Origin of the sequence: Pseudoflavonifractor sp. An184 (assembly GCF_002160305.1) — a bacterium.
Taxonomy (GTDB): domain Bacteria; phylum Bacillota; class Clostridia; order Oscillospirales; family Oscillospiraceae; genus Lawsonibacter; species Lawsonibacter pullicola.
The window spans coordinates 1-26,065 of record NZ_NFKI01000041.1; the positions used below are offsets into that span (position 1 = coordinate 1).

22 protein-coding genes and 1 tRNA gene are annotated in these 26,065 nt (G+C 53.3%); 3 read left to right on the forward strand and 20 right to left on the reverse strand.

Annotation, left to right across the window (positions count from 1 at the left end):
• Window positions 1-143: 143 nt before the first annotated feature.
• Window positions 144-1,520 carry a UDP-N-acetylmuramate--L-alanine ligase gene (gene murC / locus B5F19_RS12445; RefSeq protein WP_087290935.1) on the reverse strand — a complete coding sequence of 459 codons (1,377 nt, stop codon included), beginning with the start codon at window positions 1,518-1,520 and terminating at the stop codon, window positions 144-146.
• 220 nt (window positions 1,521-1,740) lie between these two features.
• Between murC and B5F19_RS12450 the strand changes: the two genes are divergently transcribed.
• Window positions 1,741-2,250 (forward strand): helix-turn-helix domain-containing protein, encoded by a 510-nt coding sequence (locus tag B5F19_RS12450; RefSeq protein WP_087290937.1) that lies wholly within the window; start codon window positions 1,741-1,743, stop codon window positions 2,248-2,250.
• A gap of 340 nt (window positions 2,251-2,590) precedes the next feature.
• Here B5F19_RS12450 and B5F19_RS12455 read toward each other — a convergent pair whose 3' ends face one another.
• The 4 genes from B5F19_RS12455 to B5F19_RS12470 all read right to left on the reverse strand — a co-directional run bounded on the left by B5F19_RS12455 (window position 2,591) and on the right by B5F19_RS12470 (window position 7,537).
• Window positions 2,591-3,223 carry a hypothetical protein gene (locus B5F19_RS12455; protein ID WP_087290939.1) on the reverse strand — a complete coding sequence of 211 codons (633 nt, stop codon included), beginning with the start codon at window positions 3,221-3,223 and terminating at the stop codon, window positions 2,591-2,593.
• A gap of 266 nt (window positions 3,224-3,489) precedes the next feature.
• The gene (gene alaS, locus B5F19_RS12460; RefSeq protein WP_087290973.1) at window positions 3,490-6,171 is read right to left on the reverse strand and encodes an alanine--tRNA ligase; all 2,682 of its coding nucleotides are present in this window, start codon (window positions 6,169-6,171) and stop codon (window positions 3,490-3,492) included.
• Between the two features lie 79 nt (window positions 6,172-6,250).
• Entirely contained in the window at window positions 6,251-6,730 is a 480-nt protein-coding gene (locus B5F19_RS12465; RefSeq protein ID WP_087290940.1) for a DUF3887 domain-containing protein, read from the reverse strand.
• Window positions 6,731-6,757: 27 nt separating this feature from the next.
• A complete protein-coding gene (locus B5F19_RS12470) occupies window positions 6,758-7,537 on the reverse strand; it encodes a PhzF family phenazine biosynthesis protein (protein WP_087290942.1) in 780 nt (259 codons plus the stop codon).
• 724 nt (window positions 7,538-8,261) lie between these two features.
• Between B5F19_RS12470 and B5F19_RS12475 the strand changes: the two genes are divergently transcribed.
• A tRNA-Arg gene (locus B5F19_RS12475) sits at window positions 8,262-8,338 on the forward strand.
• An 88-nt stretch (window positions 8,339-8,426) separates the two neighbouring features.
• On the opposite strand, the gene B5F19_RS12480 is transcribed toward B5F19_RS12475, so the two are convergent.
• The 4 genes from B5F19_RS12480 to B5F19_RS12495 all read right to left on the reverse strand — a co-directional run bounded on the left by B5F19_RS12480 (window position 8,427) and on the right by B5F19_RS12495 (window position 13,990).
• Window positions 8,427-9,647: a tyrosine-type recombinase/integrase gene (locus tag B5F19_RS12480; RefSeq protein ID WP_087290944.1), complete on the reverse strand. Its 1,221-nt coding sequence runs from the start codon at window positions 9,645-9,647 to the stop codon at window positions 8,427-8,429.
• Between the two features lie 84 nt (window positions 9,648-9,731).
• Window positions 9,732-9,935: a helix-turn-helix domain-containing protein gene (locus B5F19_RS12485; RefSeq protein ID WP_087290946.1), complete on the reverse strand. Its 204-nt coding sequence runs from the start codon at window positions 9,933-9,935 to the stop codon at window positions 9,732-9,734.
• Window positions 9,936-10,050: 115 nt separating this feature from the next.
• Window positions 10,051-12,312: a hypothetical protein gene (locus B5F19_RS12490; RefSeq protein ID WP_087290948.1), complete on the reverse strand. Its 2,262-nt coding sequence runs from the start codon at window positions 12,310-12,312 to the stop codon at window positions 10,051-10,053.
• 121 nt (window positions 12,313-12,433) lie between these two features.
• A complete protein-coding gene (locus B5F19_RS12495; RefSeq protein ID WP_087290949.1) occupies window positions 12,434-13,990 on the reverse strand; it encodes a hypothetical protein in 1,557 nt (518 codons plus the stop codon).
• 394 nt (window positions 13,991-14,384) lie between these two features.
• Here B5F19_RS12495 and B5F19_RS17205 point away from each other — a divergent pair, with 394 nt between their 5' ends.
• Window positions 14,385-16,373 carry a hypothetical protein gene (locus B5F19_RS17205; protein ID WP_140394230.1) on the forward strand — a complete coding sequence of 663 codons (1,989 nt, stop codon included), beginning with the start codon at window positions 14,385-14,387 and terminating at the stop codon, window positions 16,371-16,373.
• Between the two features lie 504 nt (window positions 16,374-16,877).
• Here the strand turns inward: B5F19_RS17205 and B5F19_RS12500 are convergent.
• The 11 genes from B5F19_RS12500 to B5F19_RS12550 form a co-directional block, all read right to left on the reverse strand.
• On the reverse strand, window positions 16,878-17,321 hold the full coding sequence (locus tag B5F19_RS12500; RefSeq protein ID WP_087290951.1) for a hypothetical protein: 444 nt from the start codon (window positions 17,319-17,321) through the stop codon (window positions 16,878-16,880).
• Entirely contained in the window at window positions 17,311-17,775 is a 465-nt protein-coding gene (locus tag B5F19_RS12505; RefSeq protein ID WP_087290953.1) for a DUF3990 domain-containing protein, read from the reverse strand. Before B5F19_RS12505 ends, B5F19_RS12500 begins: the two co-directional genes overlap by 11 nt.
• A gap of 197 nt (window positions 17,776-17,972) precedes the next feature.
• Window positions 17,973-18,905, reverse strand: coding sequence for a hypothetical protein (locus tag B5F19_RS12510; protein WP_087290955.1), 933 nt, complete (start codon window positions 18,903-18,905; stop codon window positions 17,973-17,975).
• Window positions 18,906-18,907: 2 nt separating this feature from the next.
• Entirely contained in the window at window positions 18,908-20,014 is a 1,107-nt protein-coding gene (locus B5F19_RS12515; RefSeq protein WP_087290958.1) for an amidoligase family protein, read from the reverse strand.
• Window positions 20,011-20,727 (reverse strand): hypothetical protein, encoded by a 717-nt coding sequence (locus B5F19_RS12520; protein WP_087290960.1) that lies wholly within the window; start codon window positions 20,725-20,727, stop codon window positions 20,011-20,013. Before B5F19_RS12520 ends, B5F19_RS12515 begins: the two co-directional genes overlap by 4 nt.
• 71 nt (window positions 20,728-20,798) lie before the next feature.
• Window positions 20,799-21,587 (reverse strand): recombinase RecT, encoded by a 789-nt coding sequence (locus B5F19_RS12525; RefSeq protein ID WP_087290962.1) that lies wholly within the window; start codon window positions 21,585-21,587, stop codon window positions 20,799-20,801.
• A gap of 23 nt (window positions 21,588-21,610) precedes the next feature.
• Window positions 21,611-22,537, reverse strand: a complete 927-nt coding sequence (locus B5F19_RS12530; protein WP_087290964.1) for a DUF932 domain-containing protein — start codon at window positions 22,535-22,537, stop codon at window positions 21,611-21,613.
• Window positions 22,538-22,609: 72 nt separating this feature from the next.
• On the reverse strand, window positions 22,610-23,569 hold the full coding sequence (locus B5F19_RS12535; protein WP_087290966.1) for a lambda-exonuclease family protein: 960 nt from the start codon (window positions 23,567-23,569) through the stop codon (window positions 22,610-22,612).
• Window positions 23,570-23,704: 135 nt separating this feature from the next.
• Window positions 23,705-24,292: a peptide chain release factor H gene (gene prfH, locus B5F19_RS12540; protein WP_087290969.1), complete on the reverse strand. Its 588-nt coding sequence runs from the start codon at window positions 24,290-24,292 to the stop codon at window positions 23,705-23,707.
• A gap of 3 nt (window positions 24,293-24,295) precedes the next feature.
• Window positions 24,296-25,396 carry an RtcB family protein gene (locus B5F19_RS12545; RefSeq protein WP_087290971.1) on the reverse strand — a complete coding sequence of 367 codons (1,101 nt, stop codon included), beginning with the start codon at window positions 25,394-25,396 and terminating at the stop codon, window positions 24,296-24,298.
• 24 nt (window positions 25,397-25,420) lie between these two features.
• On the reverse strand, window positions 25,421-25,906 hold the full coding sequence (locus tag B5F19_RS12550) for a hypothetical protein (protein WP_087290972.1): 486 nt from the start codon (window positions 25,904-25,906) through the stop codon (window positions 25,421-25,423).
• Window positions 25,907-26,065: the final 159 nt, after the last annotated feature.

Here is a 26,065-nt window from a genome sequence, read left to right on the forward strand (position 1 = left end):
GTCATGTGCCAGGATGGCGATGCAGTGTTTGAGGCCATCCGCGGGGAGCTGGAGCGCGCATAGCCGGCCAGCTTACAAAGCAGAGGGGCGCGGCCAAATGGCCGCGCCCCTCTGAAATCTCCGCTGCATTGCCGGTGTCCTTACTATTCTTCCTCCCGCTCCAGCAGGCGCTCTCCCGCCACATGGATGTCCCCCGCTCCCACGGTGAGGAGCAGGTCCCCCGGCTGTGCCAGCTGGGCCAGGCGGTCGGTCACATCCTCCAGGGTGGGACAGTACTCCGCACCGGGAATGCGGCCGGCCAGGTCCTTGGAGGAGATCCCCAGGGTGTCCGTCTCCCGGGCGGCAAAGATCTCCGCCAGGAGCACCTTGTCCGGCAGCTTGAGCACCTCCACGAAGTCGTCAAAGAGCTCCTTGGTCCGGGAGTAGGTGTGGGGCTGGAAGGCACAGACCACCCGGTCGTACCCCAGGGTTTTCACGGTGGACAGCAGGGCCCGCAGCTCCCCGGGGTGGTGGGCGTAGTCGTCGTAGAGCACCGCCCCGTGGTACTCCCCCTTCCGCTCAAAGCGGCGGCCCGCCCCGGTAAAGGCGTGGAGCCCCTCCTGAATGGCGGCAAAGGGCACCTTCAGCTGGAGGGCGGCCCCGGCGGCGGCCAGGGCGTTGCGCACGTTGTGGACCCCCGGGACCTGGAGGGTAATCCGGCCCAGGTTTTCTCCCCGGTAGATCAGGTCGAAGGAGCCCACCCCCTTCTCATAGGTGAGGTTAGATGTGTGGATGTCCCCCCGCTCCAGGCCGAAGGTGAGCATGGGCTTTTCCAGCCCCTTCAGGGCGTCCATGGTGTTGGCGTCATCCCCGTCGGCGATGACCGCGCCCCCCTCCGGCACCAGCTGGGCAAACCGGCGGAAGGAGTGCTTCACGTCCTCCAAATCCTTGAAAAAGTCCAGGTGGTCCGCGTCCACATTCAGGATCACCGCCACGGTGGGGAAAAAGGAGAGGAAGGAGTTGCAGTACTCGCAGGACTCCAGAATGATGGTGTCCCCCTTCCCCACCCGGTGCCCCGCCCCCAGGGCGGGAAGGGTCCCCCCAATCATCACCGTGGGGTCCCGCTGGGCGGCCAGGAAGATCTGGGTGCACATGGAGGTGGTGGTGGTCTTTCCGTGGGTGCCCGCCACACACAGGGCGTTCTGGTAGTGGCGCATGATGGCGCCCCAGGCCTCCGCCCGCTCAAAGACAGGGATGCCGGCGGCGCGGGCGGCGGCAATTTCGGGGTTGTCGTCGTGGACCGCGGCGGTGCGGATGACGCACCCCGCCCCCTGGACGCTCTCCCCCCTATGGCCGATGACCACGGGGATTCCCAGGGATCGCAGATGCTCCACCGTCTCGCTGTCGTGCATATCAGAACCGGTGATTGTCACCCCCGCTCCGTGGAGCACCTCGGCCAGGGGGGACATGGACACGCCGCCGATGCCCACCAGATGGGCGTGGGCGCCGGGCCGGATATAAGCATGGATGTCAGGTTTCATTCAGACACACCTCAAACACAAATCATTTTGTTTCTTCATTATAGTACACCGCAGGCGGGAGAACAAGAGCAAAATCCAGCCATTCCTTTTGCGCGGCGGGATGACCTGCGCAGGCCGCCACGCTCCGCACGGCTGATTTGGTCCCCATGTTAATCTGCGTTGCTTGCGGCAACGGGCTGTTTTTCGTACAATAGAGCTGACAAGAAAGGAGCGTATCCCCATGCTGAACGAAAATATCAGAGCGATCCGGAAATCAAAAGGCCTTTCCCAGGAGGAGCTGGCCATCAAGCTGAACGTGGTGCGGCAGACCATCTCAAAATGGGAGCAGGGATTGTCGGTCCCTGATTCTGATATGCTGCTTGCCATATCAGAGGCGCTTGAGACGCCTGTGAGCACTCTGCTCGGTGAAACGGTTGCCGAGACGAAGGCCGAGGACCTGAGCGCGATCTCCCAGAGGCTGGAGGTCATCAACCTGCAGCTGGCGCGGCGGAAGGACATGCATCGGAAAATACTCCGCGGTGCGTGTATTGCACTGTGCGGGGCGGTCATACTCATTTTCGCGGCCCTATTTGTGTGGAACAGCCCATACTTAAGCTGGGATTACAGCGACCCTGAAACCGCTGTTGTCGGAGTATTCTTTCACGCCTTTGAGTGGCTGTTTGTCCGATTGGCTCCCATTGTCTTTGTGGGAGCCGTCGCCGGAATCTGTTTGACCCGAAAGAGAGGGTGAGACGGTTTCCCGTTTCCTCCACAGTTCAATCCTCAAACTCCGGCCGGAGTGGGTTTCATTTCCCGTCAGTCTTCCCAAAATACCGGCCGTTCAATCCGGCGGGCAGGAAGAAAGCCCGATCCATGATCGGGCTTTCAGCTTGTCGAAAAGTTTTTCGACAAGCTGAAAGCACTTTTCAGACCATTAAAATGTTCTGAAAAGTGGTTTGATTGCACGTGAAAGAAAACCCTGACGGTTTTCTTTCACACTATCTTTCCCTCCGAAACCTTAAATCAAATAGCCTTTTGGCAGGAAGAAAGCCCGATCTATGATCGGGCTTTCTTCCAAAAAGAGGAGAAATTCAATCAGAAAACGTCAAATCAGTGATGATGTAGCCGAACATGCAGTCCCGTGCGGCCAAAGTCACCTGGAACTTCCGCAGGGCGCTGCCGTCCTCCAGGGACTCCAGGGCTCCATTCATCACAACGGCGCCGCTGCTCAGATAGATGGGCGGCTCCACCGTCACCTGGGAGAGTCCCTCGTCGCCCCGGGCCAGACGGTAGGCGCCGTCCGAGGCGCGGTAGGAGATACGCTCAGAAATAGGGGCGGGGATCTCCGGCAGGGTGGCTACATCGGGGTAGAGGGCCGCCGCGTAGTCCTGAACCACCTCGCTGGGGAGGATCAGGGTGTCGTCGGTGAGCTCCGAGCGCTCGTCCATCTCGCCGTACAGGCTGAGCATGTAGTAGAGACTGGTCCACAGGAACTCCGGGTCCTCCGGGTCATAGTCCAGGTGATTCTCCGTCATGGCCATCACCAGGGCGTGGACGGCGGGATACATGGACTGAGAGGCGTCCGCCTGGGCGGGAGCGCTCCCCTGGGCCGTCTCGGTGGTCACCTCGGGAAGCGGCTCCTGCCGGGACTGTGCAAAGGCCACGCCGCCCAGAGAGGCGGTCAGCAGGGCGATCAGCGTCAGGGATAGGATCAGCTTTTTCACAGCAGGACCCTCCTTTCCTCGGTTTCTGAAATCAGTATACCACGGAACGCCGTCAGTCTCTTGTCAAACTGATGACATAAAAATGAAAAAACGGTTACAAAAAATTGCGTCCGCAGGTTGGTTTCAGACGAATATGCACAAGAAATGAAGAATCCGGCAGAAACGCTTGCACGTCCAGAATCTTCCCGCCAGGGAGAACAAGCAGGCCGGGCGGCCCCTCAGAGGGACCGCCCGGCCAAATCAGTTCAAATTATCGGGGACGGCGATTACAGTCCCAGCTTCTGGGCTACGAAGTCGTCCACACAGGCCAGGGCGTTATCCAGCTTAGAAATATCTGTACCGCCGCCCATGGCGCTGTCGGGCTTGCCGCCGCCTTTGCCGCCGCAGATGGCGGTGACGGTCTTGATGATGTCTCCGGCCTTGATGCCCTTGGCCACGGCCTCCTTGCCGCAGACCGCCAGGAAGGTGATCTTCTCCCCGTTGACCGTGGCCAGGACGCCCACCACGTTGGGGGCCTTGTCCCGGAGCAGGTCGCCCATCTGGCGGAGCTTGTTGGCGTCCGCCTCATTGACGTTGGCGGTGAGCACCTTCAGCTCGCCCACCGACCGGGCGCCGAAGAGAATGCGCTCCGTCTCACCGGCGGATTCCTTGGCCTTGAAGCGCTCCACCGCCTGGTGCAGGGCCTTCAGGTCGTTCATGGTCTGCTCCGCCTTCTCCCGCAGCTCGCCGGGCTTGGCCTTCAGCACGGCGGCGGCCTGGAACAGCAGCTCCTGGTTCCGGTTCATCACCTCCAGGGACTTCAGGCCCGTGGTGGCCTCAATGCGGCGTACGCCGCTGGCCACGGAGAACTCGCTGCTGATGTGGAACACGCCCACCTTGGCGGTGTTGTCCAGATGGGTGCCGCCGCAGAACTCCACGGAGTAGCCGCCCATGTCCACCACCCGGACCTGGTCGCCGTACTTCTCCCCAAAGAGGGCGGTGGCGCCGGTCTGCTTGGCCTCCTCGATGCCCATGACCTTGGTGTCCACGGGGTAGCCCTCCAGAATGGACTCGTTCACGATGCGGTTCACCTCGCCCAGCTCCTGGGCGGTCATGGCGGAGAAGTGAGTGAAGTCAAAGCGCAGGTAGTCGGGCTCCACCAGAGAGCCGGCCTGGTGCACGTGGCTGCCCAGCACGGTCTGCAGGGCCTTGTGGAGCAGGTGGGTGGCGGTGTGGGCCCGGCGGACGGCGTTCCGGCGGGGCACGTCGATCTGGGCGGAGACGGTGTCCCCCAGCTTCAGTGTGCCCTCGGTGACCTTGCCGTAGTGCATATACTTGCCGCCCTTGTTCTTCTGCACGTCGGTGACGGTAAACAGGCAGCCGTTCTCCCCGCTCTTGGCGATGACGCCGTGGTCGGCCACCTGGCCGCCCATCTCCGCGTAGAAGGGGGTCTTGTCCAGCACCACAATGCCCTCTACCCCGGGCATGAGCTCCTCGGCCTGCTCGTTCTCCACCACCAGGGCCACCACCTTGGCGCCGGCGATGGAGTTGTTCTCATAGCCCACAAACTCGGTCTCGGGCACGTCCTTGCCGAACTCCACGCCGGCCCAGCCCAGGTCGCCCAGGGCCTCCCGGGCCTTCCGGGCCCGCTGGCGCTGCTCCTCCATCAGCTGGTGGAACGCCTTCTCGTCCAGGGTCATGCCCTGCTCCTCCACCATCTCCAGGGTCAGGTCCATGGGGAAGCCGTAGGTGTCGTACAGCTTGAAGGCGTCCTCGCCGGAGAACACCTTCTCCCCCTTCTCCTGGTGCTGGGCGAGCATGTCGTTGAAAATTTTCAGGCCGCCGTCGATGGTCTTGGCGAAGTTCTCCTCCTCCACCCGGATGACCTTGGTGATATAGTCCTGGCGCTCCCGCAGCTCGGGGTAGTGGCCCTCGTTCTCGTGGATGACGGTGTCGCACACCTTGTACAGGAAGGGCTCGTTCACCCCCAGCAGCTTGCCGTGGCGGGCGGCCCGGCGCAGCAGGCGGCGCAGCACATAGCCCCGGCCCTCGTTGGAGGGGAGCACGCCGTCGCAGATCATAAAGGTGGCGGAGCGGATGTGGTCGGTGATGACCCGCAGGGACACGTCCACACTGTGGCTCTGGCCGTAGGAGGCCCCGGTGAGCTCAGTGACCTTGTGGGTGATGTTCATCACCGTGTCCACATCAAACAGAGAGGGGACGTTCTGGCACACGCAGGCCAGGCGCTCCAGGCCCATGCCGGTGTCGATGTTCTTCTGCTTGAGCTCGGTGTAGTGGCCCTCGCCGTCGTTGTCGAACTGGGAGAAGACGATGTTCCACACCTCGATATACCGGTCGCAGTCGCAGCCCACGGTGCAGCCCGGCTTGCCGCAGCCCCACTCGGGCCCCCGGTCGTAGTAGATCTCGGAGCAGGGGCCGCAGGGTCCGGAGCCGTGCTCCCAGAAGTTGTCCTCCTTGCCGAACTTGAAGATGCGCTCAGCGGGGATGCCGATCTCCTCGTTCCAGATGCGGAAGGCCTCGTCGTCGGCGGGGGTGGTCTCATTGCCGGCAAAGACGGAGGGGTAGAGGCGGTCCGGGTCCAGCCCCACCCACTCGGGGGAGGTCAGAAACTCCCAGGCCCAGTGGATGGCGTCCTTTTTGAAGTAGTCCCCGAAGGAGAAGTTGCCCAGCATCTCAAAGTAAGTGCCGTGGCGGGCAGTCTTGCCGATGTTCTCAATGTCGCCGGTGCGGATGCACTTCTGACAGGTGCACACCCGGTGGCGGGGGGGCTCCTGCTCCCCGGTGAACCAGGGCTTCATAGGGGCCATGCCACTGTTGATGAGCAGCAGGGACGCGTCGTTCTGGGGAATCAGGGAAAAGCTGGGGAGCCGCAGGTGCTCCTTGGTCTCAAAAAATTTCAGGAACATCTCCCGCAGCTCGTTCAATCCAAAAGGTTTCGGGTCTCGCATCATCAATTACCTCCCAAATATCGATCTTTTCTCGTGTACCTATATTGATATGCCCGGCTTCTCCCGGGCCTCCAGCGGCTCATCCGCCGAACAGATTGCTCAGATTCCCGGTCAGGTTGGAGAAGCTCCAGCCGGAGGTCTGGACCCCGGCAGACAGGCCGATGAGTTCCATATCGGTGTCGAAGGCCAGATTGATGGCCACATCCTCCTCCGAGAAGTTGCACAGGAAGCGGGCGATGCCGTGCTCCTCCCCCTCGGTGCTGCCGATGGTGTCCGCCTTCTCAATGCCCTCGTAGGTCCCGGCCTCCTGGGTCTCTGACTCAATCAGCTCCTGAACGCTCTCCACAGTCAGGTTCGCCCGGATGTCCTCCCGGAACTCCTCATAGACCGTCTCATACTCCCCATCCAGAAGCTGGTTCAAGATCTCCTCTCCGGCGGCCAGAACGGTCTCCTGGTCCATGCTCTCCGGCAGTGGCTCCGTCTCCTCCTCCTGGGCGGAACAGCCCGCCAGAAGCATCAGGGCCAGCGCCGCAGCCGTGAGCATACAGAGTTTTTTCATGTTGCTTTTTTCCTCCTTCAAATACCCTTATACCATCAGCTCTGCCACAGAGTACAGAGCCGCGCGCCCCGCCAGGATCACCCGGTCCCCCTCCAGGCGGCAGTACAGGGTGCCGCCCCGGGGAGAGGCCTGCCGGGCCGTCAGCTCGGTCTTTCCCAGCTTCGCCGCCCAGTAGGGCACGATGTGGCAGTGCCCCGAGCCGCACACCGGGTCCTCAGGCACCTCCATCTTGGGGGCGAAGGTGCGGGAGACACAGTCAAACTCCGTCCCCGTCCCTGGGGCGGTGACCTGCATCAGCGCCCCCTTCAGGGCCCTCACCTTGTCCAGGTCGGGCTTCATCTGAATGACCTGCTGGGGGTCGTCAAAGACGCACACCAGATCCCTGGCCCGCCAGACCTCCTTCGGCCGGGCCCCCAGGGCCTCGGTGATGGCGTCGGTGACCTCCAGGGGCTTGAGCGTGTAGGCGGGGAAGTCCATGGAGTAGAGCTCCCCCTCCCGCTTCACGGTCAGCAGGCCGCTGAGGGTCTGAAACCGCAGTTCCTCCACCTCCGGGTCCACAAACCGGCTGATGGCATAGGCAGCCGCCAAGGTGGCGTGGCCGCACAGGTCGATCTCGCCTCCCGGGGTGAACCAGCGCAGCCGCCAGTCCTCCCCCTCCCGGACAGCAAAGGCCGTCTCGGACAGGTTGTTTTCCCGGGTAATGGCCATCATCCGCTCCTCGCTGGGCCAGGCCTCCGGCAGGCACACCGCCGCCGGGTTCCCCTCAAATACGCGGTCGGCAAAGGCGTCCACCACATATTGCTTCATCGCTTGCGTCTCCTTCCTTTCCCAACGAAAACACCCCTGAACCAGGTCCCATCCGGAACCCGGTTCAGGGGCGAAAGCAAGTCTTCCACGGTACCACCCTGATGATCCCCAGACGGGGACCCCTCGTTGTCATCCGCAGTAACGGGGATGAGCCGTCCCGGTCCTCCCGGGCCGCTCCGGAGTGGCCCGCGCTCCGGTCCCGGCTGAGGGCTCTCACCATCCCCTCTCGCTGACAGCCAACCGCGGCGCTTTGCTCCATCAAGGCGTTTAACAGAGTTATTTTATCATAGTTTTTTCCCTTGTCAAGGGGTACTTTCCCATCATTTCTCCAAAGTCAGGCATCAAATGCACGCAGTTTCCCCCACTCCCTTTTGTCCAACTTCCCCACGACAATATGGCCGCCATCATATGCCATGGTCGGCAGTCTGTGTTTTCCTCTCGATTTTTCTCATTTTCTCTCCTTACATGGCGCCGCATGCTTTCTGGAGTTGAACACAGAAAAGCGCCGTTCTCCCCGCAAAGGGATCAGAGAACGCCGCTTCTGCGGCGCCGCATTCAAATTTCAAATTTAAGCTGATGTGCCGTCTGGGCGGCAGGACATTTTTCGGCAGGCAACAGACGTGTCGAGGTCCATTCCAGAAAGGATTCGAAAAAAGAAAGAAATTTTTAAAATAGCACTTTACAACTCGCGGCAATCCTGCTATAATAATTGAGCGATTGATAAGCGCCCGTAGTTCAATTGGATAGAGCGTCAGATTCCGGTTCTGAATGTTGGGGGTTCGAGTCCCTTCGGGCGTACCAAAAAGAAATCCTGTAGCCACAACGGTTACAGGATTTCTTTTTTGCATTCTGGCCGGTTTTTCCCTTATGTTTTCCCTTACGGGATTATTCACCCCATTTTTTCTTCCATGCCTTCCACGTAGCGGTTGATTTTGTCAGCACCATCCCGGCGCATTTGTTCAGTCACGTGACCATAGGTGTCCAGAGTGAAAGCTGCGGCGTAGTGCCCTAAATTTTCCTGCACGGTTTTGATGTCACACCCAGACTGAAGGGACAGCACCGCATAGGAGTGGCGCAGATCGTGGAAGCGCAGGTTTGGAACACCCATGGCGGTAAAGATTCGTTTGAGGTTCCGATAGACCACATCGTGTTTCAGGTGGCTGCCCATCTCATCGGTGAACACCAGATTATCCGGGTTGTTCCACGCTGGTCCCACCAACAGGCGCAGCTCATTCTGCTTCTTTTGCTGTAGGCGCAGAGCTTGAAAGGCCAGATCTGGCAGGACGACGGTTCTGGACTTGTTGCTTTTGGGTATTGCATATTGATACCCTTTATTGCCGCCGCCCAGGTACAGCAGCTGACGCTTCACTTGAATGGTTTGATGCTCAAAGTCGATATCCGGCCACTGGAGTCCTAACAGCTCACTTTGCCGCAAACCGGTAAATAGATCCAGCTGATATAAGTATTCAAAGCGGTGCCCTTGAATAGCCTTGAGAAACTCCAGGACCTGCTTGTCCTCCAGCACGTGGATCTCCGCTTTTGAGCGTTTGGGAAGGATGGTTCGATCGGCGGGGTTAGTGCGGATGTACCCGCATTGGACCGCCTGGTTCAGCGCGCTGTGGAGAACTCCGTGAACGTTCTTCACGGTTTTGGGGTTGACCGGCTGATTCTGACTGCTCTTTTTTGTGCTCTTCACTCCATTGATCAGACGTTGTACTTGAATTGGCGTGAGAGCGGACAGCTTTACAGCACCAATCTCCGGGAGAATATGATTCCGAATGATCCCTTCATAGGATTTTTTTGTGTGAGCTTTGGTGTTGCCCAAATACTCTTTTTGCCAGGTGTCCAGCCATTCGCCTACGGTCATTTTACTGGGCTCCTGATATGTGCCGCTGTCTAACTCAGCTGTGATTTCTCGCAATTTCTGGGCTACCTCTCGCTGGGTTTTCCCTGTGATCGAACGCTGAACCTGTTTTCCTGTTCCGGGGTCGTATCCAGAGGTGTACCGTGCTTCCCAGTAGATATACTCCTTCCCACCTCGTGTGACGGCCTTTTTGCGAATGCTTCCTGCGCCGGCTGCATTGCGAGTGCCGTTTTGTTTAGATGCCATGGAAAATCCTCCTTATTCAAATAGAGTGCCGGGAGTCGTCGTTCGACACCCCCCGGCACTCTGCTGTTTGACCTGACCAGTAGCTCAGGCTGCTATATTGGCAAGAAAGTCTGCCACTGCTTGTCTGGGGATTCGGATTTGGGTACCGATCCTAAAACTTCGGATCTGTCCGGAGCGCACTAGTTCGTAGGCGCTGTTTCGTCCGATGTTCAGGACAGCCATCAAAATCTCAATGTTTAAAACCAGGGGCAACTCCTCAATCGAGCGATAAACTGTTGTTTCTTTCATCTTTATACCTCCATGTTCGATGTATTATCTGGCCGTAAATCCCATCAGTGCTCCAAGCATCACCGCCTTTCATGGTTATAATATATAGTTCAGATAGGGTCAGAAACCGGAAGTGTTATGCGCAGAGATCCCGGGATTGCGTCCATTTCCGGTTTGCGGCGCGTCCAACAGGCACAATACCATGCTTCTTCATCAAGGCCTTGACGTCATTATCTTTCATCAAGTCCTTCCAGACGGCTGCGCTGATCCCAAGCTGCTCTCGCAGTTGGGTCACGGAAATTTCTTCACCATCCCATTCCGACAGAAAACTCTCAAGCCGTCCATAGGAGGTTTTGTTGCCTTGATATGAGCGAAAACTCCTTTTGAGTTGAAGTAGGTTTGCCGGCTCCTCATCTTCATCTATCTGAGTTGCGCCGGGCAATCTTTCTTTCAACAATCTATACGCGTCCCTGGGAGGAAGGAATAAGTGTACATGGATTTCTCCATTAAAATCTGGGCGGCGCTGTGCGCAGCGGTAGATATCCTGCTCCATTCGGGCGGCCAGGTGGTGAGCCATGTACGTTTGTACAGAGGGAAGCTGCCAGAGGTCGTTTTGTGTGATCTTATCTTTTTGAGAGAGGTACATTTCAAGCTCTGTCTCTATTGCCGACATTCCGTAGGCGGCACACACGAGGGCTAAGTAGGTGGAGAGGGGTAGCCTTGGGTAGCCAACTAAGATCACGTGCGTGGCCTCATTAAACGCGTTCGAGCCATTGACTCCATTGAAGTATGGGAGGGTGTCTTCCTCGCGATCGGCCATCAGAAGAATTTTTTTATAATCGTTTGGCGACATGGAAGTTTTCAACTCCTTGGCTAACACAACAGAGTAATCTTTGTAGGTACATACGAAAAACTTGTCGTTTTCTTTGGAGGAGGAAACGATTTGAGATATTTTCCGTACTAAAAGGGGGAGTTTCCACCCCCAATTCATAGCAGTCTTGGTGACGTTGAATGATTCGTGGTTGTAGCAAGTAAAGACTACCTTGCGTTCTGTCCGTTTAGGCTCATCATTCAGGAAAGTGGAAAGATGCGTGACGGACTGATAGTCTTCATCTACTTGGGCCGTGGCATCGAAGATAATTGACAGGCTGTTCCCGAACAGAATTTGTGGTGGTTGAATATAATGGATGGTGAACCCTTCTGTTTTAGTAAAGAGGCATTGCCCCCCCTGGAACAAATGATCCAGAACCAGGAGGATGTCGGAAAGGGAACGGTTGAGATACCTCTTTCCACTCTGAACCATAAAATTACGGAACCGAAAATAATCTGCATATTCTTTCTTCATATCCTCCGTCAATGTCAATACTCCCACCAAAATATCTTTCTTGCCTTCCTCAGTATCTAGGCGCAGATCGTATCGCAGCTGTTGAAATAGCCGCCTTACAGTGCGGTCCAACCTCTGTTGCAGTCCGCATACGCGTTGATCGGTGAGATCAAGTTTTTGAATCAACGCAGAGAATGCCTTGGAGGCGTCATTGATCGTATCGGCATTAACCGCAGTGACAGAGGCCATTTGGAATTTTTCGTCGAGTAGGATGTACCGGCGCGGGTGTTTTTGTCCATCCGGACATTGACGATAGAGCACCGAGTCCAGGCCCTGCTCCCGCAGCTGGCAAAACCGCTCTTGTGTCATCCCCACAATCGGAGCTGTCTTGGCATCCTCCGAGAAGTGTAGAATAGGACACTTCCCAGCGTAGGGACATTGCTGACGAAGACAAGCTTCATAATTGTCAACCGATGGGTTACGGCAGAGGCCTCGGCGTGAGCCCGAGTCAGTCCACCCTTGCAAAGAGACCATGACTGGATGATCTTCAGCGCAGTCTTGGTTAAGAAGGTCAGCCAGTTCATTCAGATCCTCAACCTTTTGGAGCACGACGACTACTCCGACCAAGGATAGATCAAACTCAGGCTGCTCTTTCATTACATCCCTCAGAGCCAGAAGGAATGACTGCATCCAGGTTGATTTCCCAGATCCGGCAGGAGAGGAGATAACCAGCGCTTTGTCAGGGCTTTGTGTCTCCAAAATGCGCCGTGTGTAGCGTTTCCAATATTTTGTATCTAACTCAACCTGTCTAGCCGCACAAAAGTTTTTGAAGTATTGCATAGTACGGCGTAACAGTTTGGCCACCAAATAATCCGACAAGGGCTGATAGCCCACATCCGGGTCAGGGCAAACTGGATGCAGTGTTGCAGAAGTATCCGCATTAAAATCAGTCTGAACAGCGTCATTAGAGGGGTTATGGACATCCTCTATTGGTAAATCTCCTGCAACATTAAAATTGCTTGCCATTGCAGTCATAAACTGCAATCCGCTGTTTTGATTATTAAAACTGGCCATAATATTATCTCTCCTTAGTTTATTTGGCGAAAAAGTTGAATATTTAAATGTGATTTTGACAAAAAGTCTGGCAAACAGGGTTGCCACGGTAGAAGCTGGTTTGCCGGACTTTTTGCCCCTATCATGCTGCGGGAGCCTGAAGCGAGTCAGCAGGAATGGCAACTACGTATGTTTTCTCCCGAGTGCCGTTTTTAAACAAATCGTAGCGGTAGCGGGGATTGTCCCCGGACTTCTTAATGAGTGCTGATTCTCCCAGAGGTCGGAGGAAGGCACTCCTCTGATTCCCACTGTCGAGCTTCGGGGATACTACCTCCTTCATATGCTTCACCTCTTTGGAAAACCACTGGACCCAGGCATCCTCCTCCATAACCAGGTAACGTACATCACTGATGGTGCGCCAAGCACCGAAGAAATTTTTATGCTTGACACACTCCTGACCTTCTGGAACAATAGAGTCGGAATGGTCAGCGGCTAACTTCCTCATAATTGCCAAAAATACATCTGGTGCATTGGCTTGGCGGAGGATAGCTGTGGGCTTAGAGATTGGGGACTCGGGGGCAAATACTTGCTGGGCAACAGACTGGTAATGCGCAGCATTTTCCTCCGATAGAAGACCGAAAAAAACAGACCATTCAATGAAATCTAGGAGTACTTGGTAGAGCAGTTGCAGCCTCATCGCTTGGGACTCTATCTCCAAGCGAACAATTCGTTTATCCGAAATTGTAAATGCACCTCGAGCTCGGTATTCCATCTCTTTGGCCCATTCGCATTCCAATTTATCGCTGTCGAATGCTTCCCACCACTGACGGAGCATGGCAGAGATATATGGTGCTGCTTGTTTGAATTGAGCCAGAACATCCGGGTGAAAGCCAAACAGATCGTTCGATGTCAGTCGGAGTGGAGCAGGCTCTGCTCGGCCACAATTTAAAAATATGGCTGCGGCATTTTCCAAGTAAGGAGTAGCCTCTCGGACTTGTCCTGCATTAGCATTCATTACCAAAGCGAATGTGTTTGTATAGGGGACGGAGATTCGGATTCCCTTGATGCCGTGTATCTTCACCCGGCTAAAGTCTGAAAATCCGGCTTCTAGACGATCTTTTCTTAGATATCTCTGGTAGTCCAAAACTCTTTTGCGGTGGATTTTGTATTTACGCTTTTCCAACTTAGTTTTCAAGACCACCGCTTTGGAGATCTCCTTAAAAATATCTTTTAGGGTCTGATTGTCTGAGGAGCAGCATATCCATACTCGAAGCGAGGGAACGCGTTCCCGTATCGCTGCGGCATGAAAGCCGGTGAGGATAGCAGCGGCTATGTAGCAGCCGGTCTTTGGGGTTTCAAAGAGATCGATTATCTTTAGAAAACCTTCTACCCCCTTTGACAAATTCTCCCTTGAGTTTGACAGAACTTGACCATTGGGCAGATGGATTTTGCGGGAGGCATTAGGAAGATCAGAGGATACTGAAATTTCCATTTCAATATCTGCGTGTCTTTTCAGCCACTTGTGCTTTTCTTTCTGTTGGGCCCCTGGGGTGAAGTTTCGATAGTTTACAATCTTCTTAGAGAGAAACTTGTCATCTACAATGAACCAGATATCATCTTGTCCCCCCTCCAAATCTTGGAGTTGTATATAGTCGGTTTTGAATCCGTCGATAGAAATGCTTCTCACTTTGTTGTACATAAACTCATCTCCTAATTGCTTCTTCGTGATTGCTAATATGCTTTGATGGGAACTCTCGTTGCAGTAATGCTACCATAGGAGAAGAAAAAGCTGTGAGATAAGTGAAAATAAAAAATTTTTTATTATCGCATTTTCTTGATTTTTGAGTGCTATAAAGTGCGTATTTCAATAAAAATCGTATTTGTAATAATATTTTTTTAATTATCCATTTTATGGAAATGTACAATTTGCGTGCAAAAAAAGGGATTGACAAACAGACAAATGTATGTAAATTAAAACACTCCATCTTTGTACTAGATGGAGCGATGGAACTGAAAACATTTTGTTGTCAAACGTCGGAAAAATGTACAACAGGTAAGACCAAATAAATATGATGAGAAGAGGTGAAGGAACCTTGAACTCCAAGGAAAAGATATGTAACGAGACGTGCCCTAATATAATTGATAGGACAAAAGAAACAATAGGTGAAGATCGAGAATTTTATCTGAAGCCTATTGTGAGAATGGATTCTAAAGACTTGGATACTATTTCTGTTAATGATTCGTTTGTATCAGAAATCGAAAGAATAAGAGAAGATTTTCAACGACTGATCTATAGAGGAAACCCAAGTAATAAAGAAACGCGGAAATCACGTGATGAACGAATGATGATTTGTAAAACATGGTTTATCTTAAAACAGGAAAGACGGATCAAGAACGAAGAGGTTTTGATTTCGCTAATAGCTGACCGAGGTTCTTTATTTTCTTTACAATATCAACTTTATGCATCAAACCATGATTTCTATTTAGAACAGCGTCCCCCAAAAATTCGAAATGAACAGGATCTCATTGATAGTTTTATATCGCAGCATTTCGAAAGACATAAAATTTGTAAGTCTTGCGAAAATTGTGAAAAGTATAAAAGTATTTTGAGAGAAATTGGGGTATATCTAGAGAACACCAAGCAAAGTATTATTGGTTTGGAAGAATCTTTAAACATTTTTGATCAACAAGGAGAAAATGACGATATTTCAGAGATAATAAAAGCATTAGGAGGCATGATTTTCCCAGTTGGGTTTACTAGTGAATTAACGCCGCAAAAAGTGTGGGAGCGTTTGAAGACATTAATAAATTCAGAGGACAGCAACCTTATTTCATTAAAGCAGTATGAATGTGACATATTTATTGAGCATATTTTGCCTTCACTATTTTCATTTGCGAAATCTTACCACTACTCTAAAGAAGAATGTAAGCACTTTCGAGCAGAGTATACTGTTTTTGACAAAAGTCAATTTCAAAAATATTCAGAGAATTATCAACATTTAGTAGAAAGTAATTTGAATTTTCAAAAAATGTTTGTTGCTCAGAATGATCTCGAACTATCTTCATCAAAAAAGGAAGTGTACCTGGAGCAGAAATGCAATATCCAATTAAGCAATGAAGTTTTAAAGAAGCTTTTGGCTGCTACAGAGCTGTACTGTAAACGCGTATTTTCTAATGAAAATATATTTAATCTTGACGAAGAATATCTCGAAAAAATTGTAACGAATATTGATAAGTTTACATATAATGATTATAGAAAATTCTCATTATATTTTTGCTTGCTATTTTTTGAAGCAACCCAAGACCTTATTAATCATAAACGACTTTGGAATATTAAGAGGATTTTGGAGAGGGAGGTAACTACAACTTTACGACTCTCGGAAAATCAGCTTATTGCCTATCTTTTTTTCATAGATCAAGTTCAGAAAATTTGTGAATTAGATGAAGACACGAGTTGCAATAATTGGGAAATATTTTTTAAGATTATTGGCTGTAAGAAAAGCAGAATTTGGTCTTTATTTGAGAAACCGTCAAAACTATTTTTAGAGCTTCTTTCTAGAGAAAACATTCCAGCACCTTTAGATTTTCCAGCAAGTGTGAGAGAAATGATTGATGGATGTATGCCGTTAGAATATGATTCCCTGTATTGTTTCCGCTTATCTTCTAAAATCAAAGAGGGAGGGTTTGAAAGATTCCTAAATCAGTATCCAGACACCTTAGTGGAATGCGTGAAGCGATTAAAAATAAGAGTAAAGCATGGTACAAATTTGGATGAATATTTAAAAGAATGGGGAGCTCTTAAAGTTAATCTTTCTAAGATTAGAAGAATCTGCCAGAGTATGATCAAGATATATTGGAACACAATACCAAATTCGACTGATGCAGATTTGTTTGACTTTTGCATATCACAGTATGAATCTTCTGACGCTAAAAATAGACAAGAAGTGAAAAAGCGCAATGAGGAACGAGCAAAAGATGATGTACAAGAATTAAAGATGTTACTTACTGAAGCTGCAATTCGACAATGCTTAATTGATCAAGCAAAAGAAGTTTTGTGGAGCAATGTAAAGCAAATACTATGAAATGTGCCACAGCGCTAGTGAAAAGCTGAGAATACGTCCGAAGGGGGGATTTCCCCTAATAATATAAAGGGGAGCCTGCGCTCCCCCCCTTAGGACTCGCGGATTGATCAAAAAATAAAAGTGGAGGCCTCACAGGCAGAGGCAACAATACTCAAATCGTCGGGAGAAGTTAAAATGTCCCTGCGTGTGAGGAACTCCGGTTTTCTTTTTTGAGAAAGACGCTGAAGTCCGTAAGTATTTCCGCCTAGATTCCCTCCATACAATGTGACTGCGCGGCGATTTATGTTGAGCTAGTCGAAACATAAATCGCCGCGCATATTTCATTCCTTGACAATATGAAAAACATTGTTGATAGATAAAGAGACAGTATAAGCTCAATCACGAAGGAAAGTGAGATGTAAAAAAACAGCAAAAAGAAAACCGAGGAAATCGCCCAGCTGCGATTCCCTCGGTTTTTGATTAGAGGTGTATCTGTGACTCCTGATTGCGGTTGCCGGTATAGAATTATGCGCAGATCTTCCCTTCCAGATAGCAGAGGCAGATATACTCCCGGGATTGATAGTAGAAGTCTGTGTTATAATTGGAAATCACGGCGTCGATCCACGAGGTATAGACCTCCATCAGGCGGTCTATGACGTGCTCAGTATCATCCCCGGAAACATCCTCAATCAGGCGTTCATAAACTTCTCCAATCGTCCAATAATCTGGTACGGTATACCGGCAGGCCGCTACATTGTCGAAGGTTCCCGCTTGAATATTTAAGTTTGTGATAAAGTCATCCGCCGTCTTTTCAATCGGCTCACAGTGGAGCACGTCTGCATAGCGGTAAATCCGATCGATTGCCTTACGTCCCATAAGCTCCACCAGCTGGGACCGCTTCAGCTTCTGTTTTCGGCCAATAAACTCAATAAGGCTGCAAGTATAGAATAAAGCGCTGTTATTCTTCATCGTGGACCTCACTTCCTTTCACAAAAGATAACGCGGTCAATGCGCGGGCTGTGTGAAAGCTGATTTGATGAGTCGGCTTTTTGAATTTTGCCAGAGCCCAAAAGGCTTCGCGGCTGATTTTCCCGTCTACAAAGTTCTGGACATAGTTGAAAATCGTATCGTCTGCCATCGGACCTTCTACAATATCATAGTTGTGGGAATGTCCCAGACGGCAGGAGACGATGAAATCCAGCCATTCCTCCGTCATTTCTGGAAAGATCTTTACATTAAGATGCTCATTTGGCGTATAGAGATACTCATTTAAGTATCCCGTGCCATCGAAACGCGTAGCCCATCGAATCGCTTGTTCCGGAAGCAGCGTGCAATAAAAGCCAAAGTAAAAATCTTTGTTGTATTTCGCGATCCGGATTTCGGGGGACTCTACGATCATCTTGCTGCCGTGATACAAAATCATAGCGATCGCCTCCAAACCTTTTAACGGACAAAGCATTCATTATCATTACTAAGCATAGCCATATTTTTAAGCGAAGTCAATTATGTTTCTTCATTTTACTTTTGCATTTTATAGGCTCTGCTTTGTTTTTCATGGTCCCGTCATGGAATAAAGCAAGTTGGTTTGCATTCCTTGAAATTTGTTGGCGGATTCAGCTTCTACATTTCGGTGCGATATAGATATTCCTCAATCTCCGCTTCCGTAAACCCCGCCTCCATCAGCCGATCAATCTCCCATGGAGCGATCCCAAAATATCCCGCAACTGATTTCAGAGCGGCCAGGTGGCCGGACTCGGCACTATGGGCAGAGCTGCCAACGCCCCACCATGAGGGCGGAGTGTACCGGCCACAGGCGAGGCTTCGGAGCAGCTTGCTGTCGTCAAAGGTCTCCCTTCTCTCCTCCCCATCCGCCATGATCTGCAAAATCTCGCCGCACTCCAGGGAAACTTGAATTGGTGACTCCCAATCAAAGGAGAGCTGCTGCAATGCCTTCTCTAAGATCTGTTTGGTAGAGGCGTAGAGATAGACACCGGACGTTTGGTAATGGTACAGACAGAGCGGGCTGTCTCCCTTGACAAAGTACAGATTGTTTTGGTCATCCAGGACGGTGAAGGAAAAGGAACCTTCCAGCCGCTCCGCCATATCCCGGAGAGAGTCCATACTGACCTCACCGCTCCGGGCCAGGAGCTGAACGGCGATATAGCTGTCCGTCTCAATCTTGGTGGCCGGAAGCTGCTCCTGCGTTCGCAGGAGCCGGTCGTTGCGGATCACGCCGTTATGGGCCAGGGCAAAGCTTCCTGTACCAGCAGAGGCCAGGAAGGGGTGGTTATTGTAGTTCTTTTTCTCGCTGCCCTGGGTAGTCAGCCGGGTGTGTCCCATCACTACAGCGGCATCATAGGGGATCTGGAGCGGGAATGCGTGGCCGGGAACCGGACGCTTGCGCACCATCAGGGCCCCGTTGTGACAGTATGCAACTCCGGTGGCGTCCTGCCCTCTGGCTTCACTGGCCTCAGCCAATGCGTGGAGAATGTCATTTTTCTGCTGGCGGGTAAAATATTGAGCCGTGTCAATGAGTCCGAATAAGCAGCACATGGTTAAATCTCCTCCCCGTCCGCAACCGGCTCATTGACATAGAGGCGGCGTTCTTTTAGATACTGCACCAGTTCAGGGGCCTCACATCCGGCGGCGAAGGTCGTCCAGGACATCTCCTTCAAAACATCGTCAGACAGAGCCAGGGCCACATCACAGATGCGGTCCAGCAGCTGCAATGTGGCGAGAATCGTATTGACCCGCAGTGTTCCCCGAAAGATCCGGAACTCAATGGTATCTGCGTTCGACAGGTTAACACAGGTATACCGGCTGGCGTGGCGGTCATCTTTGGCGTGCTCCAAAATGTCCTTGGGCTGTTCCTGGTAGCCATACCGGGCGGCCCACCGGTTCAGCTGGGCGGGAGTGCGGCGGCTGAATTTCAGCAGCTCCTCCCAATGTTTTTCAAAGAAGTAGAGTATCCGGGCAATCACTGCATCCTGTTTTTCTGGAGTGTCGCCAAAGGCCGCCCGGCTTACGTGGACATGCAGGCCGCAGGTCCCGGCCTGGTGGCTGAGGTATCCCAGAGAGATGGCCTTGCGGCATACCTCAGCCCAGGGCATTTTGGTCAGATGATAGTCCAGAGACATAGGGTGGGTCACAATCTCAAATCCCTCCTCCAGAGAGCCGTCGTGCTTACAGTAGGCGTGAGCCCCGTCCCGATTTGCGATTGCCAGCAGGGCCCGCGCGCTGCTGGTACACTCCCCGGCCTCGTCGATCTCCAGCTCCACTCCGAAGAACCGGGGGCCGGCGCCATGAAATACCGGCGCGGGTTTGTAGTTGTATTCATGGATACGGGTGTCCTGGTCTACAATATGGAAACAGCGCTCGCAGTAGGTACACCGCTCTCCTGCGTCCGTGGTTCCGTAGTAGGCCTCGTTCTCCCGCACCAGCCGGTGACAGCGGTGGCAGGTGGTGTAATGCTCCTCGTAACAGCTGGGACAGAGAGGAAGCTCATCTGTTCCGGCGTTATCAGTCCGCCAAAACCGTTGGCCGCACTCGCGGCACAGGAGCGTGTGGATGTTCAGGCAGTTGGGGCAGAGCTGCTGGCCGTCAAACTCTCTCTCCCGATCATCAGGAAATTCAAAGCCGCAGATATCACATACAAAGCTCATAGTTGGGCACTCCCCTCTTTCTCTAAAATTGCGTTCAGGGTGGGCAGCTTCCCTTGGACGGAAGCAATCACATACTGGTGGAGGTACAGAGACACCTGCTCGGCAATGGCGCACCGATAACCCGTCAGCATGGTTTCCACATCCTGTTCCAGTTGGAAACAGGCGTCCGTCAGGTCATAGCCATGGCGGGTGAACAGTTTTGCGATCAGCTTGGCGGCGCCCTCCTCAAACTCCGAGGGGTCGTACACCTCGTAGCGGATCGTCCCGACATAATCTTGAACGGGAGGCAGCGAGAACTTTTTCTGTAATTCGTCGTTGATGGGCTTCACGCGTTGGAACACATCTTCGGACACGAGAACAGCGGCGATCCGGTTGACCAGGGCGGCGCTTCCATCCGTCCGGCACGGGACTAAGGCCTCCCGGAGAAAAGCGAGCTGTTCATTGACTTCACGGCGGATACGGGAACAACAGCTATCAGAGCTGGCTGGGTCAGAATAGGTTCGCAGCTGTTGTTCCGCTTGTACATGCAGGAGTTTCAGTTTCCCCTCCGCCTCATCTTTGGCCTGGAAGCGGCTGGGCAGGCTTTCGCTGGGGTCACAGGCCAGCCGCTGAAGCCGCCCGTGCTCCAAGCGGATGTGGGGAATGGGGTACAAATTGGTACAGTAGGGCAAATCCAGAAGCTTTTTTTGAAATGCGGCAAGATTTTGATTCATAAATAGACCTCCAAATAAAACAGCGGCGCTCCGGAAACCTTCATTTCCGGAGCGCCGCTGTTGAATTTTGTTTAATCGTTTTCGGCGGAGGATACGTCAGGCTCCGCATAGGCGGCCTCCACCATATACATATCCTCGCTGATCTCCTGCTTGATCGTCTCGTCCTGGGCCAGTCCACGAAGAAATTCGCTTTTCAGGGGCGCATATTTCAGCACCCGCTTTAGAACGGTTTTCTTTGCCATTTCCTCAAAATTAGTCTGCCAAGGGCCGTTTTGGAAGGACTTGCTGTATCGCTGGGCATGGGCTCGGATGTCGTCAATGCTGCACACCTCGAAGCCGTAGCCGCCGTCCTTGGTGTGGAAGATGGCGTAGACATAGACGGGTTCTCCGCGCTCCTCTCCGGCCGGGATGTGCTTCAGCTCCGGCTTCAACCCAAAGGAATAGGAGAACTGGTCCTCCGAATAGACCACATGGGCCTGGATGACGCTGATCTCCCCGCTGCGGTAGGCCAGATCCAGAAGTCCTTTATACCCAAGCTGAAATTGGCATTCATAGGCGTTGGCCTTGGAGTTCCAGTAAGGAAGCAGATACGCCTGCCCCAGAGGCGTGTTGGGCTCCAGGCCCAGCTGGGCGGCGGTCATCATGGCCCCCAGGAAGGACTGAGGCGTCGTCTCCGCCAGCTTTGGGTTGGTAGACAGCGCGGAGAGCACGATCCGGGTGAACCGCTCCGGGGTCATCACACTGGGAAGCGCCTTTTTGATCTCCCCGCTCATTTGCTTGATGTACTGCTGAAGTGCGGGCCGGTTCTCCAGAGCCGGGGCCCGACCAGTTGCTCGCTGAATGGCTTTTTCCGTTGCCATAGAAATTTCCTCCTCTCTGTACGTTATCTTACGGGCAGCAGAGCGGCCATTTTATCCAACAGGATGTGACCGTCCATGATTCTGCCCCAGTTGTTTTCCCGGTAGTTCTCTGTCTTGCGGCGGGGGGCGTTGTGGGAGATCATGTCGCTCATGGCGTTGACGGCCCCCCAGGCGGTGCCCCGGAACTTCAAAATATCCGGTGCAAAATAACAGGTCATATATTCCGTTTTCAGCTTCTCCACTCCGCGCTTCTCCCGCTCGCTGCTGTTTTCGTCCACGGGAAAGAGCTCGTCCAGAATTTTGTTCAGCTGCTCCCGAGTCACGGTGGTGTTTGCCATGCGGTCTGCCCGCTCCGCCAGAGATTGGATATAATTGTGGGCCAGATACAGGCACGCTCTGGCTTCGTGGGCCTTGCGGCGGATGTCTCCGGTATGCCGGACTGACCAGGAGCGCTTGGCGTTGTCCAGAGCCAGGTTTAAAGTGTTGTTGCAGACCACCCGGATGGGCGTCATACAGACCCGAATGGCTCCGCTGCCGTCGTGGGTGTTGGAGAAGCAGAGATAGGGCTCGGTCTTGTCCCCGGCAATCTCCGTGTCAGGCAGCTTTGCCAGGAGCCAGATTTTCTTGCCGCCGTTCAGACTTCCGGCGGTCTCATAGTGGACTTCGCCGCCGATCAGGGAATCGGTAAACTCGAAGGCCTCGGCGTTCTGGACGATCTTATAGCGGTCCGACACCACACCCAGCACCTTCCCGTCCGAACTGCGCACATTGGCCTTGTAGTTGGAAATCTTGGTGCCGCCGCACACCTGGATATTCCGCTGCTCCACTGTCCAGTCCAATCCGGCCAGCCGGAGTGCGTCGGCGCTGGTGGGGGCCTCCTCCACCTGGGTGCCCAGACCGTGCCAGGGCTTCTCCCGGACGTACATCATGGTTTCTACGGATGCTGACATAAATCAATTCCTCCTCTTTGTGATGAAAATAAAAGAAGGGGCACAGCAGTTTCCCGCTGTGCCCCCTTGTGATTATCCTGCCTGCCGCTGATCTTCTGAAACCTCCCGCACCCGGAAAGGTCTGGAGGAGCTGTCCCGGTAAAACTCCTGCAAGTCGATCTCCGGGTGGGCCAAGGCAAACTCCTTGGACTGGAACAGCCGCCGGGTCTGGGTCTTCCAGGAAACTGTGTAAGCTCCACAGCGTCCAGATTCCGCCTCCTGCATATCGGCCTTGATGGTGTTTTCAATTTGGCTGATCCGCTGGGCCAATTCTTTTTTCTGGTCTTGCAGGGCAACGTACTCCGAGAGCATAGCTTCCCGCCCAAACAGCTCCACGCTGCTGTCTCGGCTGCTGGGATAGAGGACTTGCAGGGCCTCTCCAGTGGCCTCCAAGCCGTCCAGTGCCGGAGGAGTATCCTGTTCCACCAGAGCCCAGAACTGCTCCTCTGCGGCCATCAGAGCGTCAATTTCGGCCTGATCCCGTTCCAGGGTAAAGGTGAAGAACCCCCGACCAAAGACCAGCACGGCCAGATACCACCTCTGACAGCCGGTGACGGCCAGGTAATGGACACACTGGACATAATACTGCTCCGGAAATTCCACGTTTCTGAACTGCCGGAGGTTGAGGGCGGAGGTGGTTTTGCACTCCAGGCCAGCGTCCTCGCCCAGTACCGTGCGGTCAATATCTGCATGGGCGAAGGGGTAGCTGGGATTGTACAGCAAAGCATTGGAGCGGCGCACCCGCTTTCCGGTTGCCTCCTCCCAGCGCTTGGCCACATACTCCTCCAGCTCCCTCCCCTGGCGCATGGCCTCGTTATCTTCCTGCTCTGGGAGGCGGCCCGTCTTGTCCGCCCAAACGGTGTAAGGAGTGGCGTAGCGGCTCAGGCCCACAATCCCGGCGGCGTCGCTCCCACCGATGGTCTTGCGCCGCTCTGCCAGCCACGCCTGGCGGCTCATAAAACGGGTGCTGATGCGGGTGAGATTTTTTTCCATAATTCAACACGACCTTTCTTTTTTGATTGAATCAAACGAGATTGTCTGAACGATTCCAGGTACAAAAAAGCCCCAGGGGGCTTCCCTGGAGCTTCATAATTATAGTATATAGTTGGTAGCAGGTCAGAAATCAGATTAGGACCGGTGAAAGTCCAACCCTTCAAAACGAGCCTGGGCGTTGCCGCGTTCCAGGCGGGTATGGTGCCGCCAATTCTGATTCTTCAGGTGAGCACACTGTTCCTGGTTCGCTCTCTGAATCAGTGCTTGGAGCCGGAAGATTGCTTTTTGTTTGTTAGCGTATTGGCTGCGTTCGTCGGTGCAGACCACAGCCTGTCCGGTGGGGAGGTAGATTGCTCGTACCCCGGATTCCACCTTATTCACATTTTGGCCGCCCTTGCCGCTGCTTCGGAAGGTATCAAATACCACCTGTTCGGGATCAAAGACGTCGGTTCTTACGGTTTCACAGAGATGGAAGTCAATAAACCAGTTTTTTCGCTTATGGTTTGGACGGTAAGGGCTTCGGCAGACCCACTGAACAGAGCCGGCATATTCGGATAAGTCCGCATCACTGTAAAAGCGAACCGAACGAAATGTTTCTGCGTAGTACCCAGGAGATGAGTCAAGCAGGGTCACATCATAATAGGATTGCAAATAGTCCCACAATTTAGCAACTCCCAGCTCGCACTCAGCAGGCCCTTGGCCAGAACTGATTTGGTAGATCATGGTTTATTCCTCCCCGGCCTTGAAATTGTAGAGGGGGTGGATTCGTTCCTTTACCTCCACGGTGGGGCCGATTTGGGCCAATATGGCGTCCATGGGTTTGTAGGCCATAGGGCTCTCATCCAGCGTCTCGCGGGTTACGGAAGTCGTGTAGATACCCTTCATCTCCTTCTTAAATTGAGACAGAGTAAACGATTGCCGGCACTCCGCCCGGTTGAATAGGCGGCCTGCACCGTGGGGGGCAGACTCATTCCAGTCTGGGTTTCCCTTCCCAATGCAGAGCAGGCAGCCGTCCCGCATATTCATGGGGATGATAAGCTGTTCTCCGTTCTTTGCGGAGACAGCGCCCTTGCGCAATATCATACCGTCTGTATCAATGTAATTGTGAACGGTAGAAAAAGTGTCCTCTATGTCCAGTTTCATTCCACGGACAAGGTCAGAGGCAATGGCCTGGCGGTTCAGCTCTGCAAAGCGCTGTACGATAGCCAGGTCGTGAAGATAGGCGTCCATCAAAGCGCCGGAGGCATAGGAAAATTCATACGGGGTTCCGTCTGGGCACTGTTCAAAAGCTGCTTTCTGGTAGTAGGCCGCGACCTCTGTGCCCAGCCGCCTGCTGCCAGAGTGGATCACCAGCCAATAGCGGCCATCCTCGCCCTGATCCAGTTCGATGAAGTGGTTACCGCCCCCAAGCGTGCCGATACTGGCGAGGGCCTTTTCCTTCTGGATGTGGCGGGAGCAGAGCAGACTGTCCAGCTCCGCCTGTTCCGCAAAGCGGTGGAGCTTTTTGCGCACGGATCTTCCAGAGGGGACGGTATCTCGAATCAGCGTATCTAACTTCTGGAGCTCAATTCGTCTACCGGAAACTTGACAGACCGTCATGCCACAGCCAATATCGGTTCCCACCAGGCCGGGAGCAACTGTGTCGGTGAGTGTCATAGTCGTGCCGATTGCACAGCCTTTGCCGGGGTGGACGTCCGGCATGATACGGATTTTGCTGTTCTTGGAAATAGGACTGCCGCACAGAGCGCGGATCAGGCCCTCAGCGCCGGGGTCAATGGAATCCGTATAGACAATCGCGCTGTTGATCGTATTTTCAATGGTAATCAAAAGTTGTCTCCTTTGCAATTTGTGTTAGCAGTGATAGTCAATGGTCCCCCCGATATAAAAGGGCTGGGAGAGATCTACGTTGCGGAGCCAGTGTTCCAGCGTCACCAGGGAGTCTGTCTCCGGGGAGTAGATGTAAATGCCACGCTGGTCCTCATAGCTGTCCCGCAGGCCATCCAGGGCCAGCTGAAATGCCGGTGCCGTTTGCATCCCAGCAAAAATCGGGTAGTTCGTCTGGGCCAGAGCTTCAGCGGCGGCCCGGAAACACTCATAACGGGTCTGGAAGAACTCCGCCTTGATCTTTGGGGACAGGGAAAATTTTTCGCCTTCCTTGGTGCAGAAATGTCCAAGGGTCTTGAATAAGACACCCAGGGCCTCCTCCCGCTGGCGGGGCGTGGGGTTCTCTGCGTAGTCGCAGACACGCTCGAAAAACCAGTCCGGCATATTCCCTGCCCTGGCCCGCTGGCTGGCCGGGACCGGGGAGCGTGAGACTTCATAAATGTTGTTGTGCATGATCGTTCCCTCCTGCAATATAGCATAAAATAGAAGAAAGCACCAGATTACTGAAGTGAACCCCAAAAGTTAGACAAATATTTGAATTAAGCGACCTGAAGGGTCTGGTATCTGTGTTGAGCAGGTGTCAGGCCCTTCAGTTTTAGCTTGATTCTGCGA

What these genes read in the sequence shown, in the direction of transcription:
- B5F19_RS12505 (WP_087290953.1), bottom strand. Translation starts at nt 17,775, where the DNA reads ATGATTTTGTATCACGGCAGCAAGATGATCGTAGAGTCCCCCGAAATC.
- murC (WP_087290935.1), bottom strand. Translation starts at nt 1,520, where the DNA reads ATGAAACCTGACATCCATGCTTATATCCGGCCCGGCGCCCACGCCCAT.
- B5F19_RS12490 (WP_087290948.1), bottom strand. Translation starts at nt 12,312, where the DNA reads ATGGCCAGTTTTAATAATCAAAACAGCGGATTGCAGTTTATGACTGCA.
- B5F19_RS12480 (WP_087290944.1), bottom strand. Translation starts at nt 9,647, where the DNA reads ATGGCATCTAAACAAAACGGCACTCGCAATGCAGCCGGCGCAGGAAGC.
- B5F19_RS12510 (WP_087290955.1), bottom strand. Translation starts at nt 18,905, where the DNA reads ATGTGCTGCTTATTCGGACTCATTGACACGGCTCAATATTTTACCCGC.
- prfH (WP_087290969.1), bottom strand. Translation starts at nt 24,292, where the DNA reads ATGATCTACCAAATCAGTTCTGGCCAAGGGCCTGCTGAGTGCGAGCTG.
- B5F19_RS12450 (WP_087290937.1), top strand. Translation starts at nt 1,741, where the DNA reads ATGCTGAACGAAAATATCAGAGCGATCCGGAAATCAAAAGGCCTTTCC.
- B5F19_RS12525 (WP_087290962.1), bottom strand. Translation starts at nt 21,587, where the DNA reads ATGGCAACGGAAAAAGCCATTCAGCGAGCAACTGGTCGGGCCCCGGCT.
- B5F19_RS12485 (WP_087290946.1), bottom strand. Translation starts at nt 9,935, where the DNA reads ATGAAAGAAACAACAGTTTATCGCTCGATTGAGGAGTTGCCCCTGGTT.
- B5F19_RS12520 (WP_087290960.1), bottom strand. Translation starts at nt 20,727, where the DNA reads ATGAATCAAAATCTTGCCGCATTTCAAAAAAAGCTTCTGGATTTGCCC.
- B5F19_RS12535 (WP_087290966.1), bottom strand. Translation starts at nt 23,569, where the DNA reads ATGGAAAAAAATCTCACCCGCATCAGCACCCGTTTTATGAGCCGCCAG.
- B5F19_RS12530 (WP_087290964.1), bottom strand. Translation starts at nt 22,537, where the DNA reads ATGTCAGCATCCGTAGAAACCATGATGTACGTCCGGGAGAAGCCCTGG.
- B5F19_RS12500 (WP_087290951.1), bottom strand. Translation starts at nt 17,321, where the DNA reads ATGAAGAATAACAGCGCTTTATTCTATACTTGCAGCCTTATTGAGTTT.
- B5F19_RS12495 (WP_087290949.1), bottom strand. Translation starts at nt 13,990, where the DNA reads ATGTACAACAAAGTGAGAAGCATTTCTATCGACGGATTCAAAACCGAC.
- B5F19_RS12550 (WP_087290972.1), bottom strand. Translation starts at nt 25,906, where the DNA reads ATGCACAACAACATTTATGAAGTCTCACGCTCCCCGGTCCCGGCCAGC.
- alaS (WP_087290973.1), bottom strand. Translation starts at nt 6,171, where the DNA reads ATGCGAGACCCGAAACCTTTTGGATTGAACGAGCTGCGGGAGATGTTC.
- B5F19_RS12470 (WP_087290942.1), bottom strand. Translation starts at nt 7,537, where the DNA reads ATGAAGCAATATGTGGTGGACGCCTTTGCCGACCGCGTATTTGAGGGG.
- B5F19_RS12465 (WP_087290940.1), bottom strand. Translation starts at nt 6,730, where the DNA reads ATGAAAAAACTCTGTATGCTCACGGCTGCGGCGCTGGCCCTGATGCTT.
- B5F19_RS12515 (WP_087290958.1), bottom strand. Translation starts at nt 20,014, where the DNA reads ATGAGCTTTGTATGTGATATCTGCGGCTTTGAATTTCCTGATGATCGG.